Origin of the sequence: Massilia soli (assembly GCF_016809835.1) — a bacterium.
Classification (GTDB): domain Bacteria; phylum Pseudomonadota; class Gammaproteobacteria; order Burkholderiales; family Burkholderiaceae_D; genus Telluria_A; species Telluria_A soli.
The window spans coordinates 604,629-619,664 of sequence record NZ_JAFBIL020000001.1; the positions used below are offsets into that span (position 1 = coordinate 604,629).

Consider the following 15,036-nt stretch of genomic DNA (forward strand, 5'->3'; position numbering starts at 1 on the left):
CGCATCCCGCCCTGCAAAACCTTTTGCGCAGCGGGAATGACGTGACAACAGAAGGAGACACGCGGTGACTACACCCGACGGATTGCAATTGCAGACGTTTCCGCGGCGGTTGCTGGCCCACGGCCAGGTCCGCCCGGCGCGGCCGGCGTATCGCGAAAAATACCTGGGCATCTGGCAGACCTACAGCTGGGCCGAGGTCAACGCCGAAGTGCGCGCGATGGCGTGCGGGCTGGCGTCGATCGGCTTCAAGCGCGGCATGAACCTGGCCATCATCGGCGACAACCGGCCGCGCCTGTACTGGGCGATGCTGGCCGCGCAAAGCATCGGCGGCGTGCCCGTGCCGTTGTACCAGGATGCGCCGGCGGCCGACATGGCCTATGTCCTGAACGACGCAGAAGTGGCGTTCGCGATGGTCGAGGACCAGGAACAGGTCGACAAGCTGCTCGAACTGAAGTCGCTATGCCCGCTGGTGGCGCACATCGCCTACGAGGACGAGCGCGGCATGCGGCACTATTCGCAGCCAGGCTTGCTGTCGATGGCCGAACTGGCCAGGCTCGGACGCGCCTACGACCAGGCCAACCCGGGCTTCTACGAAGCGCAGGTGGAACAGGGCAGCGGCAGCGATCCGGCCATCATCCTGTACACCTCCGGCACCACCGGCAAGCCGAAAGGCGTGGTGCAGTCGCATACCTCGCTGATCGCGGCAGGCACCGGCGGCGTCGGTTTCGACAAGCTGACCGACCGCGAAGACATCCTGTCGTACCTGCCGATGGCTTGGGTGGGCGACTGCCTGTTCTCGCTGGCGCAGGCGATGGTGGCCGGCTTCACGGTCAACTGCCCCGAGTCGGGCGACACCGTGCTGACCGACCTGCGCGAGATCGGGCCGACCTACTACTTCGCCCCGCCGCGCGTGTTCGAGAACATGCTCACCACGGTGATGATCCGCATGGAAGACGCGGGCGCCATCAAGCGCCGCATGTTCCACCACTTTATGGACGTCGCCCGGCGCTGCGGCGCCGATATCCTCGATGGCAAGCCGGTGGCGGCCGGCGACCGGCTCCAGTACGCGCTCGGCAAGCTGCTGGTGTACGGCCCGCTGCGCAATGTGCTTGGCATGTCGCGCATCCGCGTCGCCTACACGGCGGGTGCGGCGATCGGCCCCGACCTGTTCCGTTTCTACCGCTCGATCGGCGTCAACCTCAAGCAGCTGTACGGCTCGACCGAAACCTGCGCCTACGTGTGCCTGCAGCCGGACGGGAACATCAAGTTCGACAGCGTCGGCGTGGCCGCGCCCGGCGTCGAAGTCAAACTGGCCGACAACGGCGAAGTGCTGGTGCGCTCGGCCGCAACCATGGACGGCTATTTCAAGCGCCCGGACGCCACCGCCGAAGTGATCGACGCGAACGGCTACTTCCATACCGGCGACGCCGGTATCTTCGACGCCGACGGCCACCTGAAGATCATCGACCGCGCCGCCGACGTGGGCAAGATGAACGGCGGTGCGATCTTCGCGCCGAACTACATCGAGAACAAGCTCAAGTTCTTCCCGTATATCAAAGAGGCGGTCGCCTTCGGCAATGCGCGCGAGCGCGTCTGCGCCTTTATCAACATCGACATGGAAGCGGTCGGCAACTGGGCCGAACGGCGCAACATCTCGTATTCGGGCTATACCGACCTGGCCGCGCATCCGCAGGCGTATGAACTGATCCGCGACTGCGTCGAGAAGGTCAACGCCGACCTGGCCAGCGAAGCGATGATGGGCGATACCCAGATCCAGCGCTTCCTGATCCTGCACAAGGAGCTTGACCCGGACGACGACGAGCTGACCCGCACCCGCAAGGTGCGCCGCAAGTTCATCGCCGAGAAGTACGCGGTGCTGATCGATGCGCTCTACAGCGACAAGGCCAGCCAGTACATCAGTACCCAGGTCAAGTTCGAGGACGGCCGCACCGGCGTCGTCAGCGCCGACCTGCGCATCGCCGACGCGAAAACCTTCCCTTCGATGGAGCGCGCAGCGTGACGGAGCCAGATACCATGCAAATGAATGAACCCAGCGCCATGAGCGGGGCGGCGCGCAAGATCGGCCCGGTCATCCTCGACCTGAAGAACATCTCGCTGGCATTCGGCGGCGTCAAGGCGCTGACCGACATCTCGTTCGACGTGAAGCAGCACGAGATCCGGGCGATTATCGGGCCCAACGGCGCCGGCAAAAGCTCGATGCTCAACGTGATCAACGGCGTGTACCGCCCGCAGCAGGGCGAGATCGTGCTGCGCGGCGCGCACCGCAAGAACATGGACTGCTACGCGGCCGCAAAAGCCGGCGTGGCCCGCACCTTCCAGAACATCGCGCTGTTCAAGGGCATGACGGTCCTCGACAACATCATGACCGGCCGTAACCTGAAGATGAAGTCGAACTTCCTGATGCAGGCGCTGTACCTGGGCCCGGCGCGGCGCGAAGAAATCGCCCACCGCGAAAAGGTCGAGGAGATCATCGACTTCCTCGAGATCCAGGCGATCCGCAAGACGCCGGTCGGACGCCTGCCTTACGGCCTGCAGAAGCGGGTGGAGCTGGGACGGGCGCTGGCCGCCGAGCCGGAGATCTTGCTGCTCGACGAGCCGATGGCCGGCATGAACGTCGAGGAAAAGCAGGACATGTGCCGCTTCATCCTCGATGTGAACGACCAGTTCGGAACGACCATCGTGCTGATCGAGCATGACATGGGCGTGGTGATGGATATCTCCGACCGCGTGGTGGTGCTCGACTACGGCAAGAAGATCGGCGACGGCACCCCGGATGAAGTGCGCAATAACCAGAATGTGATCAATGCGTATCTCGGCGTCGCCCATTAACGTCGTTCCCGTGAATACGAGAACCCAAACGCCGCGCCAGGATTTGTTCAGCATGGGTTCCCGCGTGCGCGGGAACGACGGGCTGCGATTTAAGGAATCGACATGAGCTTTTTTATTGAAGTGCTTCTCGGCGGCCTGCTCTCCGGTGTGATGTATGCGCTGGTGGCCATTGGCTTTGTCCTGATCTACAAGGCGTCCGGCGTCTTCAACTTCGCCCAGGGCGCGATGGTGTTCTTCGCCGCCCTCACCTGCGTCGGCATCATCGACAAGTTCGGCGTGTCGCTGTGGGTAGCGGTACCGGCCACGATGGTCGTCATGATCCTGCTTGGCATCGCCATCGAGCGCGTCGTGCTGCGCCCTCTGGTCAACCAGCCCGAGATCACGCTGTTCATGGCCACCATCGGCCTGGCGTTCTTCATCGAAGGCCTGGCGCAGCTGATCTGGGGATCGCAGGTGCGCAAGCTCGACCTGCCGATCGACGATATCCCGAACACCTACCTGATGGATAACTACAACATCCTGGTGTCCAACTTCGATATGACCGCCGCCGCCATCTGCGGCGTGCTGGTCACCGCGCTGGCCCTGCTGTTCTCCAAGACCAAGGTGGGCCGCGCGCTGCGCGCGGTGGCAGACGATCACCAGGCGGCGCTCGCGGTCGGCATTCCGCTGCAGCGCATCTGGGCGGTATTGTGGGGTGTGGCCGGCCTGGTCGCACTGGTGGCCGGCATGCTGTGGGGCGCCCGCAACGGCGTGCAGTTCGCGCTGACGTTCATCGCGCTCAAGGCCTTGCCGGTGCTGATTCTCGGCGGCTTTACCTCGGTACCGGGCGCCATCGTCGGCGGCCTGATCATCGGCGCGTCGGAAAAACTGGCCGAGGTCTACCTCGGTCCCTATGTCGGCGGCGGCATCGAAGGCTGGTTCCCGTACGTGCTCGCGCTGTTGTTCCTGCTGGTTCGCCCTGAAGGGCTGTTCGGCGAAAAAATCATCAGGAGGATTTGACATGTTTTACCGTGAAGCCGGACAGTTTAAAACCACCTACCAGTCCGACGGACAGGTATTCCCGATCCGCCAGGACCGCGTCGCCATGCTTGCGCTGGTCGGCGTCGCGCTGCTGGTGGTGCCGATGATCGCCTCGCCCTACGTGCTGTCGGCGATCCTGATTCCGTTCCTGATTTTCTCGCTGGCGGCGCTGGGCCTCAACATCCTGACCGGCTATTGCGGCCAGCTGTCGCTCGGTACCGCTGCCTTCATGGCGGTGGGCGCCTTCGCCTCGTGGAACTTCATCTTCCGCATTCCCGGCATTCCGATGCTGCTGGCGTTCGTGCTGGGCGGCCTGTGCGCGGCCATGGTGGGCATCGCCTTCGGCCTGCCGTCGTTGCGCATTCGCGGTTTCTACCTGGCGGCGTCGACGCTGGCCACCCAGTTCTTCGTGGTCTGGTGCCTGACCAAGATCCCTTACCTGACCGGCAACAGCTCGTCCGGCGTGATCACCGCGCAGCAGATCACGATCTTCGGCTACGCCTTCGACACCCCGGCCGCCAAGTACATGCTGGTGCTGGCGATCGTGGCGCTGATGGCGCTGCTGGCCAAGAACATGGTGCGCTCGAACGTCGGGCGATCCTGGATGGCGGTGCGCGACATGGACGTGGCGGCGGAGGTGATCGGATTCCGTCCGATGCGCACCAAGCTGCTGGCGTTCGCGGTCAGCTCGTTCTACTGCGGCGTGGCCGGCGCCCTGTATGCCTACGCCTACCTGGGCACCGTGGAGCCGGAGGCGTACAACCTCGACCTGTCGTTCCGGATCCTGTTCATGATCATCATCGGCGGCGTCGGCTCGATCCTTGGATCGTTCCTTGGCGCCGCTTTTATTGTGCTGCTGCCGGTCTTCCTCAACATCGTGGCGCACGGGATGTCCCTGCCCACGTCGGTGGCATCGAACCTGGAGTTGATGGTGTTTGGCGCGTTGATCATATTTTTCCTGATCGTGGAGCCGCATGGCCTCGCGCGCTTGTGGCAAGTGGGTAAAGAAAAATTGCGCCTGTGGCCATTCCCGCACTAACCCGGCCGCGCGGACGCAATACAAAACGGTAGCTATTGACGGACCTTTGGAGACGACAAAAAATGAAACTGACCACCAAGCTTTTGCTGTGCGCATCGCTCGCAGGCGCATTCAATCAAGTAAGCGCAGCCGACCAGTTTGTCGCGTTGCCTTCGTATCGCGTCGGCCCGTACGCGGCCGGCGGCTCCGGCTTCTACGGCGGCGCGATCGACTATTTCAACCTGGTCAACGCCACCGGCGGCATTAACGGCGTCAAGATCAAGTGGCAGGAGTGCGAAACCGAATACAACCCATCGCGCGGCGTCGAATGCTACGAGCGACTGAAAACCCAGGAAGGCGGCGCCACCCTGGTCGAGCCGCTGTCGACCGGTATTGCTTACGGCATCCTTGACCGCGTCGCACAGGACAAGATCCCGATGACCACCCTCGGCTACGGCCGCTCTGACGCTGCCAACGGCAAGGTGTTCCCATACGTGTTCCCGCTTATCACCAGCTACTGGAACCAGGCCGCGGCGATGGTCAAGTACCTGGCCGACAAAAATGGCGGCTACGCCAAGCTGAAGGGCAAGAAGATCGTCCACCTGTACCACGACTCGGCGTTCGGCAAAGAGCCGCTGCCGGTGCTCGAAGCCCAGGCCAAGCAGTACGGCTTCGAATTGATCAAGATCGCCGTCGCGCCGCCGGGCAGCGAGCAGCAGTCGCAGTGGCTGCAGATCCGCCAGGCCAAGCCTGATCACGTGATCCTGTGGGGCTGGGGCGTGATGAATTCGGTCGCGATCAAGACCGCGCAGCGCAACGGCTTCCCGCGCGAGAAGATCCTTGGCGTGTGGTGGGCAGGTTCGGAAGAAGACACCATCCCGTCGGGCGACGCGGCCAAGGGCTACACCTCGATGACCTTCAACACGCCGGGTAACTACCCGGTCATCGACCAGATCCGCAAGACCGTCTACGGCGCCGGCAACGGCAACCTGGCCGACCAGAAGCGCATCGGCAGCGTGTACCACATGCGCGGCATGACGATGGGCATCCTGTGGGCCGAAGGTATCCGCAAGGCGCAGGAAAAGTACGGCAAGGGCAAGGTCATGACGGGCGAGCAAGTTCGCTGGGGCCTGGAAAACCTGAACATCGACGAAGCACGCCAGAAGGCGCTGGGCGCGTTCGGCATGTTCCCGACCGTGAAGACCAGCTGCGACGACCACGAAGGTTCGGGCGCCGTGAAGGTCCAGCAGTGGGACGGCAGCAAGTGGAAAGCCATCACGCCGAACTGGGTGGTGGGCGACAAGGCGCTGACCCGCAAACTGGTTGAGGAATCCTCGGCGGCGTATGCCAAAGAGAAGAACATCACGCCAGCCTGCCTGCAGTAATCGGCAAGACCGCTCCCCGGCCGCCTGTCGCGGCCGGGGCGTTTGACGAACAAGTGAAAAATGCCAATGACGAATGACGCAGCCAGCCAGCCCTACCTGTCGGTGAATAACATCGAAGTCATTTACGACCATGTGATCCTGGTCCTGAAAGGCGTGTCGCTGCAGGTACCGAAGGGGAAGATCGTGGCCCTGCTTGGCGCCAACGGCGCCGGCAAATCGACCACGCTGAAAACCATCTCGACCCTTCTGCGCGGCGAACGGGGCGACGTGACCAAAGGCGAAGTGCGGTTCCAGGGCGAGCGGGTCGACCAGCTCACGCCCAACGAACTGGTCAAGCGCGGCCTGTCGCAGGTGATGGAGGGCCGTCATTGCTTCGGCCACCTGACGATCGAAGAAAACCTGATGACCGGCGCTTACACGCGCTCGATATCGCGCGCGGAGCTGAAAGATTCGCTCGACGCCGTGTACCAGTACTTCCCGCGCCTGAAGGAGCGCCGCACCAGCCAGGCCGGCTACACCTCGGGCGGCGAGCAGCAGATGTGCGCGATCGGCCGCGCGCTGATGGCCAAGCCGTCGATGATCCTGCTCGACGAACCGTCGATGGGGATCGCGCCGCAGATCGTCGAAGAGATCTTCGACATCGTGAAAGACCTGAACCACAAGGAAGGCGTGTCGTTCCTGCTGGCCGAGCAGAACACGACGGTCGCATTGCGCTATGCCGACTTCGGCTACATCCTCGAAAACGGCCGCGTGGTCATGGAAGGCGAAGCGAAGGAGCTGGCCAACAACGAGGACGTCAAGGAGTTCTACCTTGGCGTGTCGGGCGCCGGCCGCAAGAGCTTCCGCGACATGAAGTTCTATCGCCGCCGCAAGCGCTGGCTGGCATGACGGACACGAAAGACAGCATCATGGATTTTGAGCGTGCCAAGGCACCGTACAAGAAGCTGCAGCGCGAAATTGGCGAACATGGACTTTGAAGCATTGAAGGAGGTATGCCTTGGCTTCCCTGGCGCTGCCCAGGACCTGAAGTGGGGCGAAGTCACGGTGTTTTCGGTTGGCGGCAAGATGTTCGCCGCTACCAATGCCGACCTTCCGGCAAGCCGCATCAGCTTCAAGGTGGACGACGAGCGTTTCCTTGAACTGACCGACCGCCCCGGCATCATCCCCGCGCCATACATGGCGCGCTTGAAATGGGTGTACACAGACGACGCCAGGGCGTTAAGCGACAGCGAAGCGGCCTTGCTGCTGAGGCGCTCGTACGAACTGGCATTCGCGAAGCTGACCAAGAAGCTTCAGCGCGAAATAGGAGAATTGGCATGACTTTCGATACCCTGGATGCGCTTGAAACGCGCAACCCCGCCGATCGCGAGAGCGATCTGATGGCGCGGCTGCCGCAGCTGGTGGCGTTGGCAAAACGCGCGCCGGGATGGCAGCGCATCCTTGACGGTTTCGATCCCGCGACGATTGACAGCCGCGCCGCGCTGGCGACCTTGCCGATCACCCGCAAGTCCGACCTCAAGACACTGCAGAAGGAACCGGCGCCCTTCGGTGGCCTGAATGCCACGCCGCTGTCAGCGTTGGCGCGGGTATTTGTCTCCCCTGGGCCGATCTACGACCCGGAAGGACGCGGCCAGGACTACTGGCGCTTTGCGCGGCCGCTGTATGCGGGCGGGGTGCGCGACGGCGGCCTGCTGCAGAACTGCTTCTCCTACCACTTCACGCCGGCGGCCTTCATGGTCGAAGGCGGCGCCTTCCGGATCGGCTGCACGGTCATTCCAGCCGGTTCCGGGCAAACCGAGATGCAGGTGCTGGCGATGGCCGACCTGAAGCCCGACACCTATGTCGGCACGCCCTCGTTCTTGCGCATCATTATCGAGAAGGCGCGCGAAATGGGCGCCGACATCAGCAGCGTGCGCAATGCGGTGATGGGCGCCGAAGCGCTGCCGCAATCGCTGCGCGCCTGGTTCCAGGAAAACGGCGTGCCGAATGTGATCCAGACCTACGCGACGGCCGACATCGGCAGCATCGCCTACGAAACCGTCACCGATGGCGTGATCAATCCAGGCATGGTGCTCGACGAAGACCTGATCGTCGAAATCGTCCGGCCCGGCAGTGGCGAGCCGGTGGCGCCGGGCGACATCGGCGAAGTGGTGGTCACCTCGTTCAACCCCGACTATCCCTTGATCCGCTTTGCGACCGGCGACATGTCGGCGCTGCTGATCGACGCCGCACCGTCGAGATGCGGGCGCACCAACAGCCGCATCAAGGGCTGGATGGGACGCGCCGACCAGACCACCAAGGTGCGCGCGATGTTCGTGCATCCATCGCAGGTCGAAAACATCGTGCGCCGCCATCCGCAGGTGCTCAAGGCGAGGCTGGTGGTCTCGGGCCGGATGGCCAATGACGCTATGACGCTGCATTGCGAAGTCGCGGGCGAAGCGCGGCCGGAGCTCGCGGCGGCGATCGTCGATTCGATTCGCGAGGTGACCAAGCTGCGCGGCGAGGTTGAATTCGCGGCGGCCGGTTCGCTGCCGGCGGACGGCAAACTGATCGAGGATGCGCGCGACTATACGTAGCATGTGGTGCGAAACCAACTCTTGTCCGGTCGGCAAAGGGGATATGAAGGATAATTACCGGGTATCCTTTTTCTGATGACCATAATGCAAGACTTCCACTACAAGCGCTCGCGCGACCTGATCAAGAACGCCGAAGAAATTTTCGACGCCGACACCGTCAAGGCGGCTGTCACGCGCGTTGCCGGCACCCTCAACGCGCAATTCGGCAACCCTGCCGATGAAGCATTCCCGCTGGTACTGGGTGTGATGGGCGGCGCGGTGGTGTTCACCGGCCAGCTGCTGACCCAGCTCGACTTCCCGCTCGAGTTCGATTACATCCACGTCACCCGCTACGGCGACGACGACAAGGGTGGCCAAGTAGTGTGGAAAGTGATTCCGCGCTCGAACGTCGAAGGCCGCACGATCATCGTGGTCGACGATATCCTCGACGAAGGCGAGACCCTGGCGCATGTCAAGCAGCGCTTGCTGGACATGGGCGCCGCGGAAGTCATCCTGGTGGTGTTCGCCGACAAGGACCTGAAGAAGGCCAAGCCGGTGCAGGCCGATATCGTCGGGCTGACGATTCCGAACAAGTTCGTGGTCGGCTTCGGCATGGACGTGTACGGCTACTGGCGCAACCTGCCGGGCCTGTGGGCGATCCGCGAACAAGACCTGACGCCGCGCGACTAGGCAAGCCAATTCGGCGGATGCGCCCCGATGGGGCTGATCCTCCCTACGTAAAGCGGCATCGCAGGGCGGATAAGCGCGCAGCGCGCATCCGCCGAATCAGGCGTCAAGCAATCCCCAGCCGCCTTCTCGCCGCCTGGTACTCGTCCTGCAAACGCTCCACCATCTGCGCCACGGTCGGCACATCATCCATCAGGCCGACGCCCTGCCCCGCGCCCCAGATATCGCGCCACGCCTTCGCGCTGCCCGAACCGAAGCTCATCTTGCTCTTGTCCGACTCCGGCAACGCGTCCGGATCGAGTCCCGCGTTGACGATCGATTTCTTCAAGTAGTTCCCGTGCACGCCGGTAAACAGGTTCGTATAGACGATGTCCGCCGCGCTCGACTCCACAATCGCGTTGCGGTACTCGTCGCTGACATTCGACTCCCTGGTCGCCAGCCAACGCGAGCCAATGTACGCCAGGTCGGCGCCCATCGCCTGCGCCGCAAGAATCGCGTCGCCGGTCGCGATCGCGCCTGACAGCGCCAGCGGGCCGTCGAAGAACTTGCGCACTTCGCCGACCAGTGCAAACGGCGACAGCGCGCCAGCGTGTCCGCCGGCGCCAGCAGCCACCAGGATCAGGCCATCGACGCCGGCCTCCAGCGCCTTCTGCGCGTGGCGAATCGATACGACGTCATGCAGCACGATGCCGCCGTAGCCGTGCACCGCATCCATCATTTCCTTCGGCGGCGCGCGCAGCGACGAAATAATGATCGGCACCTTGTGACGCACGCAGACCTCGACATCGTGCTCCAGCCGGTCATTGGACTGGTGGACGATCTGGTTGACCGCGATCGGCCCGACCTTTTTTCCCGGGTTGGCTTGCTGGAACTCCGCCAGCTCTTTCTGCAGGTCGGTCAGCCAGGTGTCGAGCAGCTCGGCGGGCCGGGCGTTCAGCGCCGGGAAGGCGCCGACGATGCCCGCCTTGCATTGCGCGGCAACCAGCTGCGGTCCGCTGGCGATAAACATCGGGGAGGCGATGACGGGAAGGCTGAGGTTTTGAAGCGCGGCGGGTAATGCCATGGCGGGAACTCGCAGACGGAAGTTGATCGGAACAAGAAACTTATTATAGTTCTAAAAAAGAACGACCGTGCTGGTTTCGCGAACGGGAAAGCGGCGCGCATTCGGCATGGAAACAACAACCCTGTTATTACGTGCCCGGCGGGCGCATAATTTCGGCCACCAACGTTGTCCGAAGCACGATGATGTCAGGCAACAAACTTTTTCTGCACTTATTCTGGAGTCAACATGCATCACTCGAAGGTACGCCTTTTGCCCTTTGGCCTGGCAGCCGCCGCCCTTGCCATCAGCGCGGGCGCGCACGCAGCCGACTGGAGCGACACCTCGATCAGTTGGCGATACGGCACCAGGTTCGCCGAGCCGTTCAACCCGCAGCACGTCAAGAAGCACATTTTCGCCCTGACCCATGCCAGCGGCTACAAATACGGCAGCAACTTCGTCAACGTCGACCTGCTGCAATCGGACGACACCGACCCGGGTTCGCTGACCCAGACCGATGGCGCGCAGGAAGCCTACGTGGTCTACCGCCATACCCTCGACTTCGGCAAGCTGCGCGGCAGCGACATCAAGTTCGGCAAGGTACGCGGCGCCGGCGCCACCATTGGTTTCGACTGGAACACCAAGAACGACGTCGGCTACAACTCGCGCAAGCGCATGCTGGTGGCCGGGCCAACGTTGATGTGGGACGTGCCCGGCTTCCTGAACACCAGCATCCTGGCTATGCATGAAAGTAATGCACCGAGCGGGGCATTTCCACCGATTTCGGGCGTCAAAGGCCGTTATACCTACGATGTGCATCCGATGTTGAATGCGGTGTGGGGCATTCCGCTGGGCGAGCGCGTGTCGTTCGAAGGCTACCTGAACTGGATCGCGTCCAAGGGCAAGGATGAAGTCGGCCGCGATACCGGCGTCGAGACCAACATCGACATGCAGATCATGTACGACATCGGCACCACGATGGGCTATGCCAAGAACAAGTTCCGCGTTGGTATCGAGTATCAGTACTGGCGCAACAAGTTTGGCAACACCGGCGCGACCACAGGGGGTGTCGGGCATATTGCCAGGACGCCGATGGTGCGCGCCGAGTATCACTTCTAGCACAACTGTCCGCCCTGGCGGGGGCGGATACGCTGGCGGCCGGGCTTAAAACTCCCGGTTCACCAGGTACCCGTCTTCGCGCTTCGCGGCCCCTGCCCTGACCAGCGAGTGCACGGTCCACTCGGCCATCTGGCTGGCCGGCCAGCCGAAATACCGCTTCGCCGTCGACACCAGCAGCGGCACCGTCTCGAACATCGTCCACACTTCGTCCAGCGCGATGCGCTGGCGCGACAGCAGCAGGAACTTGAGCAGCACCTTCACCGCGTTCTCGCCATTCCGCTTCGGGTCGGCCTCCAGGAAATCGACCCGCTTGAGCGCCCGCTGCACCGCGCCTTTGGCGTCGGCGAAAGCCGGCCCGTGCCCCGGTATCACCAGCCGCACGTCGAGGCTGTCGATCAGCTCGAGCGTCGCGCGCGCTTCGATGAAGCCCGACTCGCCATCGAGTTCCGGGAAGATCACGCCAAAGCCGTTGAACCAGAGCGCGTCGGCCGAGATCAGGATGCGCTCCCGCTCGCAGTACAAAATCACCGAATGGGGATCGTGCCCCGGCGCGCCAAGCACCTGCCACGGCATATCGCCAAGCACCAGCTGGTCGCCAGGCGACAGCAGCTCGTCATGCGTAAAGCGCTGGCATTGCTGCCCCGTGGCCTTGAAACTGAGCGCGTCCTCATCCCATGCGCCGACTTTTGCCGCTTCCGCGACAGGAATGGCGATGCGGCTGCCGTAATGGGCCTGCAGGGCCGCATTGCCGCCGCAGTGGTCCGAGTGCAGGTGCGTGTTGAGGATGCGGTCCAAACGGCGCCCGCCAAGTTCGTGCTGCACCAGCGCCAGCGTTTGCGGCACGTGGGTCAGGTAGCCGGTATCGACCAGCGCGGTGTCGTCGCGCCCGATAAACAGGACATTGTTCGAGGACAGCCAGCCGCGCTCGAGAATCCGCATCGAGGCGGGAATTGATATGGCGTTGTCGGTCATCGTTTCATCTGGAATGCGAGCGCGATTTTTGCGAATTCAATCAGGATTTCGCGCGATCCGCCATTAAAAGTGGTGAACGAGTTGCCGGTCCTGATCACCATCCTTGGCGGGAACAGCCAGGACAGGTAGGGAATGCCGATCATCTTGGCGCCGCGCACGTCGCGCCATTCGACCTTTTTGTCGTACATCCAGGTCTGGCGGATGCCTTCGGCGTCGATGGTGGTGCGCGCGCGCAGGAACCAGTAATAGCTGATCAGCAGCATGAAGGCCGAGAAGGCGAGCAGCAGTTTGACGCCGGCGCCGAATTGCAGCAGCGGGAAGCGCATCACAACGCTGGCGGAGTAACCGACCAGGATGACGGTGAGTAGGGTGGCGAATAGCTTGAAACCGGTGCCGTAGGCGGGACCGGTGACAGTCTTTTCTGGTTTATAGAAGTTCATGGCTTAGTCGAATTGAATGCCTTGCTCGCGGCGGCGGATTTCCATCCACACCGCGCGCTTGTAATCGTCGCTGGCCTGGCTCCAGTTGACGATTTCGTCGAGCGTGCGCATGCAGCCGCGGCACAGGCCGTCCGGCGCCATCTCGCACAGGTTGATGCAAGGCGATGGCACCGGGGTTTGCAGTTCGCCGCTCACAAGCCACCCGCAGACGCGCTCAGCAGCGCTTTGCTGCGACGCATCATTTTTTGTCGGTTACGCGCAACTTGCGTGGTTGTGGGAGTAGTCCCACACGCGCGATCATTTGCGTCTGTACGCCCCTGAGGAGCGCCGAAGTTAAGGGGGAAGCCGATCATTATTCTCAATTTCCTTTTCAAACGGAACAGCCACAGCGAGCAAAAAAGCGGTAAGGTGGCATCAGTGCGGCACCGCAGCATTTTTTGCCCGGTGTTGCTTATGTCAAACGCAACGTCGCGTTCCTTTTTGTTTTGTTTGCCCAGCTAGCGAAACCGCCATTATCGCACCGCAGCGAAATGCAGTTGACGCTGAGATCGCAATGGGTAGACTGAAGAAGCACGCCACCGAGGACCACTCATGAATCTCAATCCGAAGCTGATCGCGCAAATGCGCGCGGCAACCAAGAACCTGATGGGCAATTCGCCATCGGCTGCCACCAAGAAAATCCAGGACGCGCTGCGCAACCTGCCAAGCGCGCCGATGGGCAAGCACATGCCGCAGACCCCGGCCAGCGTGCAAAACCTGCTCGACCAGCTGATTCCAGGCGTCATGTCCGGCATCGACCCGGCCAAGCCGGCCAGCGCGCCGCTGCCAGGGCAGTTTGTCGATGGCAGCTATACCAATGCTGCGGGCACGCGCGCGTACAAGCTTTACATCCCAAGCACCTACAACGGCACGCCGGTGCCGCTGGTCGTGATGTTGCACGGCTGCACACAGCACCCGGACGACTTCGCCGCCGGTACGCGCATGAACGAGCTGGCCGAGGAACTGAACTGCCTGGTGGTCTACCCAGCGCAGTCGCAGCAGGCCAATTCGTCGCGCTGCTGGAACTGGTTCAACGCGCTCGACCAGCAACGCGACCAGGGTGAGCCGTCGATTATCGCCGGCATCACGCGCACCATCATGGCCAGCCATGCGGTCGTCGGTAGCCAGGTCTATGTAGCGGGCTTGTCCGCAGGCGGCGCGATGGCGACCATCATGGGCACGCTGTACCCTGAGCTGTATGCGGCGGTCGGCGTCCACTCCGGCCTGCCGTTCGCGTCAGCGAACGACCTGCAATCGGCGCTGGCGGCGATGCGCGGCGATTTCAAGCGTCCGGATATCGAAACCCGCGGCGTGCCGATCATCGTGTTCCATGGCGATAAGGACCACACGGTGCACCCTGCCAATGGCGACGAGCTGATCAAGCGTGGCGCGCGCCACCTGCAAGGCCAGCCGGTCACCGAGCCGGGCAGCGTGCCGAATGGCCACAAGTACACGCGCATCGTCCATCACTCGGAGGCAGGCAAGCCGCATGCCGAGCAATGGCTGATCCACGGTGCGGGACATGCCTGGTCGGGCGGGCATGCGAGCGGCAGTTACACGGACAGCAAGGGTCCGGATGCCAGCCGTGAAATGATGCGCTTCTTCCAGACCAGCCGCTAAGGCGCGGCGACGGCGCGCTCGAAGTACCACTTCATGCCGAGCACGCCGGACGCCAGCATCAGGGTCAGCGCGTTGGCGATCACGACCGGCCACGACGAGATCGCCAGCCCGTAGAGCGTCCACATCACGACGCCGACGATGAAGATCAGGTACATGCCGGTGGAAATGCCGGGCGCGCCGCGCTGGCGCCATACCATCAGCACTTGCGGGACGAAGGCGCTGGTAGTGCAGGCCGCGGCGATGTAGCCAAGCTGGTTGATATCCAAGAACATCCGATACTTCCGAAACAAAA

At 62.8% G+C, this 15,036-nt stretch carries 16 protein-coding genes; 11 read left to right on the plus strand and 5 right to left on the minus strand.

Annotation, left to right across the window (positions count from 1 at the left end):
• The first annotated feature begins 64 nt into the window (after positions 1–64).
• The 9 genes from I4X03_RS02765 to I4X03_RS02805 all read left to right on the plus strand — a co-directional run bounded on the left by I4X03_RS02765 (position 65) and on the right by I4X03_RS02805 (position 9,518).
• On the plus strand, positions 65–2,020 hold the full coding sequence (locus tag I4X03_RS02765) for an AMP-dependent synthetase/ligase (protein WP_223465235.1): 1,956 nt from the start codon (positions 65–67) through the stop codon (positions 2,018–2,020).
• 14 nt (positions 2,021–2,034) lie between these two features.
• A complete protein-coding gene (locus I4X03_RS02770) occupies positions 2,035–2,850 on the plus strand; it encodes an ABC transporter ATP-binding protein (RefSeq protein WP_223465238.1) in 816 nt (271 codons plus the stop codon).
• 102 nt (positions 2,851–2,952) lie between these two features.
• Positions 2,953–3,849, plus strand: a complete 897-nt coding sequence (locus tag I4X03_RS02775) for a branched-chain amino acid ABC transporter permease (protein ID WP_223465242.1) — start codon at positions 2,953–2,955, stop codon at positions 3,847–3,849.
• Between the two features lies 1 nt (position 3,850).
• Positions 3,851–4,909: a branched-chain amino acid ABC transporter permease gene (locus I4X03_RS02780; protein ID WP_223465244.1), complete on the plus strand. Its 1,059-nt coding sequence runs from the start codon at positions 3,851–3,853 to the stop codon at positions 4,907–4,909.
• Positions 4,910–4,971: 62 nt separating this feature from the next.
• A complete protein-coding gene (locus tag I4X03_RS02785; RefSeq protein ID WP_223465246.1) occupies positions 4,972–6,273 on the plus strand; it encodes an ABC transporter substrate-binding protein in 1,302 nt (433 codons plus the stop codon).
• Between the two features lie 66 nt (positions 6,274–6,339).
• Positions 6,340–7,161, plus strand: coding sequence for an ABC transporter ATP-binding protein (locus I4X03_RS02790; RefSeq protein ID WP_223465248.1), 822 nt, complete (start codon positions 6,340–6,342; stop codon positions 7,159–7,161).
• Between the two features lie 78 nt (positions 7,162–7,239).
• Positions 7,240–7,593, plus strand: a complete 354-nt coding sequence (locus I4X03_RS02795; RefSeq protein ID WP_223465257.1) for an MmcQ/YjbR family DNA-binding protein — start codon at positions 7,240–7,242, stop codon at positions 7,591–7,593.
• Positions 7,590–8,849 (plus strand): phenylacetate--CoA ligase family protein, encoded by a 1,260-nt coding sequence (locus I4X03_RS02800; protein ID WP_223465266.1) that lies wholly within the window; start codon positions 7,590–7,592, stop codon positions 8,847–8,849. Before I4X03_RS02795 ends, I4X03_RS02800 begins: the two co-directional genes overlap by 4 nt.
• An 84-nt stretch (positions 8,850–8,933) precedes the next feature.
• Entirely contained in the window at positions 8,934–9,518 is a 585-nt protein-coding gene (locus I4X03_RS02805; RefSeq protein WP_223466237.1) for a hypoxanthine-guanine phosphoribosyltransferase, read from the plus strand.
• Positions 9,519–9,621: 103 nt separating this feature from the next.
• Here I4X03_RS02805 and I4X03_RS02810 read toward each other — a convergent pair whose 3' ends face one another.
• Positions 9,622–10,578 (minus strand): NAD(P)H-dependent flavin oxidoreductase, encoded by a 957-nt coding sequence (locus I4X03_RS02810; protein WP_223465268.1) that lies wholly within the window; start codon positions 10,576–10,578, stop codon positions 9,622–9,624.
• A 225-nt stretch (positions 10,579–10,803) separates the two neighbouring features.
• Between I4X03_RS02810 and I4X03_RS02815 the strand changes: the two genes are divergently transcribed.
• A complete protein-coding gene (locus tag I4X03_RS02815) occupies positions 10,804–11,673 on the plus strand; it encodes an outer envelope protein (protein WP_223465271.1) in 870 nt (289 codons plus the stop codon).
• Between the two features lie 45 nt (positions 11,674–11,718).
• Here the strand turns inward: I4X03_RS02815 and I4X03_RS02820 are convergent, their stop codons facing one another.
• Genes I4X03_RS02820 through I4X03_RS02830 form a run of 3 tightly spaced genes read right to left on the minus strand, consistent with a single transcriptional unit; the run spans position 11,719 to position 13,280 of the window.
• The gene (locus I4X03_RS02820; RefSeq protein WP_223465273.1) at positions 11,719–12,645 is read right to left on the minus strand and encodes an MBL fold metallo-hydrolase; all 927 of its coding nucleotides are present in this window, start codon (positions 12,643–12,645) and stop codon (positions 11,719–11,721) included.
• A complete protein-coding gene (locus tag I4X03_RS02825; RefSeq protein ID WP_223465276.1) occupies positions 12,642–13,085 on the minus strand; it encodes a hypothetical protein in 444 nt (147 codons plus the stop codon). Before I4X03_RS02825 ends, I4X03_RS02820 begins: the two co-directional genes overlap by 4 nt.
• 3 nt (positions 13,086–13,088) lie before the next feature.
• Positions 13,089–13,280: a DUF1289 domain-containing protein gene (locus I4X03_RS02830; RefSeq protein ID WP_223465279.1), complete on the minus strand. Its 192-nt coding sequence runs from the start codon at positions 13,278–13,280 to the stop codon at positions 13,089–13,091.
• Between the two features lie 396 nt (positions 13,281–13,676).
• Here I4X03_RS02830 and I4X03_RS02835 point away from each other — a divergent pair, with 396 nt between their 5' ends.
• Positions 13,677–14,744 (plus strand): extracellular catalytic domain type 1 short-chain-length polyhydroxyalkanoate depolymerase, encoded by a 1,068-nt coding sequence (locus I4X03_RS02835; RefSeq protein WP_223465282.1) that lies wholly within the window; start codon positions 13,677–13,679, stop codon positions 14,742–14,744.
• On the opposite strand, the gene I4X03_RS02840 is transcribed toward I4X03_RS02835, so the two are convergent.
• Positions 14,741–15,016 (minus strand): SemiSWEET transporter, encoded by a 276-nt coding sequence (locus I4X03_RS02840; protein ID WP_223465294.1) that lies wholly within the window; start codon positions 15,014–15,016, stop codon positions 14,741–14,743. The two genes, I4X03_RS02835 and I4X03_RS02840, sit on opposite strands and share 4 nt — an antisense overlap.
• Positions 15,017–15,036: the final 20 nt, after the last annotated feature.

What these genes read in the sequence shown, in the direction of transcription:
- I4X03_RS02770 (WP_223465238.1), top strand. Translation starts at nt 2,035, where the DNA reads ATGCAAATGAATGAACCCAGCGCCATGAGCGGGGCGGCGCGCAAGATC.
- I4X03_RS02775 (WP_223465242.1), top strand. Translation starts at nt 2,953, where the DNA reads ATGAGCTTTTTTATTGAAGTGCTTCTCGGCGGCCTGCTCTCCGGTGTG.
- I4X03_RS02780 (WP_223465244.1), top strand. Translation starts at nt 3,851, where the DNA reads ATGTTTTACCGTGAAGCCGGACAGTTTAAAACCACCTACCAGTCCGAC.
- I4X03_RS02785 (WP_223465246.1), top strand. Translation starts at nt 4,972, where the DNA reads ATGAAACTGACCACCAAGCTTTTGCTGTGCGCATCGCTCGCAGGCGCA.
- I4X03_RS02790 (WP_223465248.1), top strand. Translation starts at nt 6,340, where the DNA reads ATGACGAATGACGCAGCCAGCCAGCCCTACCTGTCGGTGAATAACATC.
- I4X03_RS02795 (WP_223465257.1), top strand. Translation starts at nt 7,240, where the DNA reads ATGGACTTTGAAGCATTGAAGGAGGTATGCCTTGGCTTCCCTGGCGCT.
- I4X03_RS02800 (WP_223465266.1), top strand. Translation starts at nt 7,590, where the DNA reads ATGACTTTCGATACCCTGGATGCGCTTGAAACGCGCAACCCCGCCGAT.
- I4X03_RS02805 (WP_223466237.1), top strand. Translation starts at nt 8,934, where the DNA reads ATGCAAGACTTCCACTACAAGCGCTCGCGCGACCTGATCAAGAACGCC.
- I4X03_RS02810 (WP_223465268.1), bottom strand. Translation starts at nt 10,578, where the DNA reads ATGGCATTACCCGCCGCGCTTCAAAACCTCAGCCTTCCCGTCATCGCC.
- I4X03_RS02815 (WP_223465271.1), top strand. Translation starts at nt 10,804, where the DNA reads ATGCATCACTCGAAGGTACGCCTTTTGCCCTTTGGCCTGGCAGCCGCC.
- I4X03_RS02820 (WP_223465273.1), bottom strand. Translation starts at nt 12,645, where the DNA reads ATGACCGACAACGCCATATCAATTCCCGCCTCGATGCGGATTCTCGAG.
- I4X03_RS02825 (WP_223465276.1), bottom strand. Translation starts at nt 13,085, where the DNA reads ATGAACTTCTATAAACCAGAAAAGACTGTCACCGGTCCCGCCTACGGC.
- I4X03_RS02835 (WP_223465282.1), top strand. Translation starts at nt 13,677, where the DNA reads ATGAATCTCAATCCGAAGCTGATCGCGCAAATGCGCGCGGCAACCAAG.
- I4X03_RS02840 (WP_223465294.1), bottom strand. Translation starts at nt 15,016, where the DNA reads ATGTTCTTGGATATCAACCAGCTTGGCTACATCGCCGCGGCCTGCACT.